General features: G+C 45.8%; 3 tRNA genes. All 3 read left to right on the forward strand.

From position 1 onward, the window contains the following. The first annotated feature begins 70 nt into the window (after positions 1-70). The 3 genes from AC25Y5_RS18930 to AC25Y5_RS18940 all read left to right on the forward strand — a co-directional run bounded on the left by AC25Y5_RS18930 (position 71) and on the right by AC25Y5_RS18940 (position 420). A tRNA-Leu gene (locus AC25Y5_RS18930) sits at positions 71-152 on the forward strand. A 91-nt stretch (positions 153-243) separates the two neighbouring features. Then, a tRNA-Arg gene (locus AC25Y5_RS18935) sits at positions 244-320 on the forward strand. 23 nt (positions 321-343) lie between these two features. Then, positions 344-420, forward strand: a tRNA-Pro gene (locus AC25Y5_RS18940). Positions 421-578: the final 158 nt, after the last annotated feature.

Below are 578 nucleotides of genomic sequence, written 5' to 3' on the forward strand. Positions count from 1 at the left end.
ATCAGAGGGTCGCAGGTTCGAATCCTGCATGGCTCACCATTTCTTATGAATTAAGATTTATATATATATTGCGGGTATGGCGGAACTGGCAGACGCGCTAGACTTAGGATCTAGTGCCTTCGGGCGTGGGGGTTCGACTCCCTTTACCCGCACTTTTAATGCGGAACTGGCAGACGTACAGGACTTAAATTCCTGCGGTCATGACTATCGGTTCTCGGCATAGATACTTAGTTATACTTATATGCGCTCGTAGCTCAATTGGATAGAGCACCTGACTACGGATCAGGAGGTTGTGGATTCGACTTCTGCCGGGCGCACCATTATATTTTATTTTAATAAATTTCGGGACGTAGCTCAGCTTGGTAGAGCACTTGGTTTGGGACCAAGGGGTCGCAGGTTCGAATCCTGTCTTCCCGACCATTAAACTTTTTAAGCAGTTCTATCGCTTAAAGAAGTTACCATTTTAAGCAGTTCCACCGCTTAAATAAGCTATCATCTTAAGTAGAGTTGTTACTTAATTAATTAACCCTTACATTGGGGCCTTAGCTCAGCTGGGAGAGCGCCTGCCTTGCACGCAG

The organism is Sporosarcina sp. Y1011 (genome assembly GCF_057669885.1).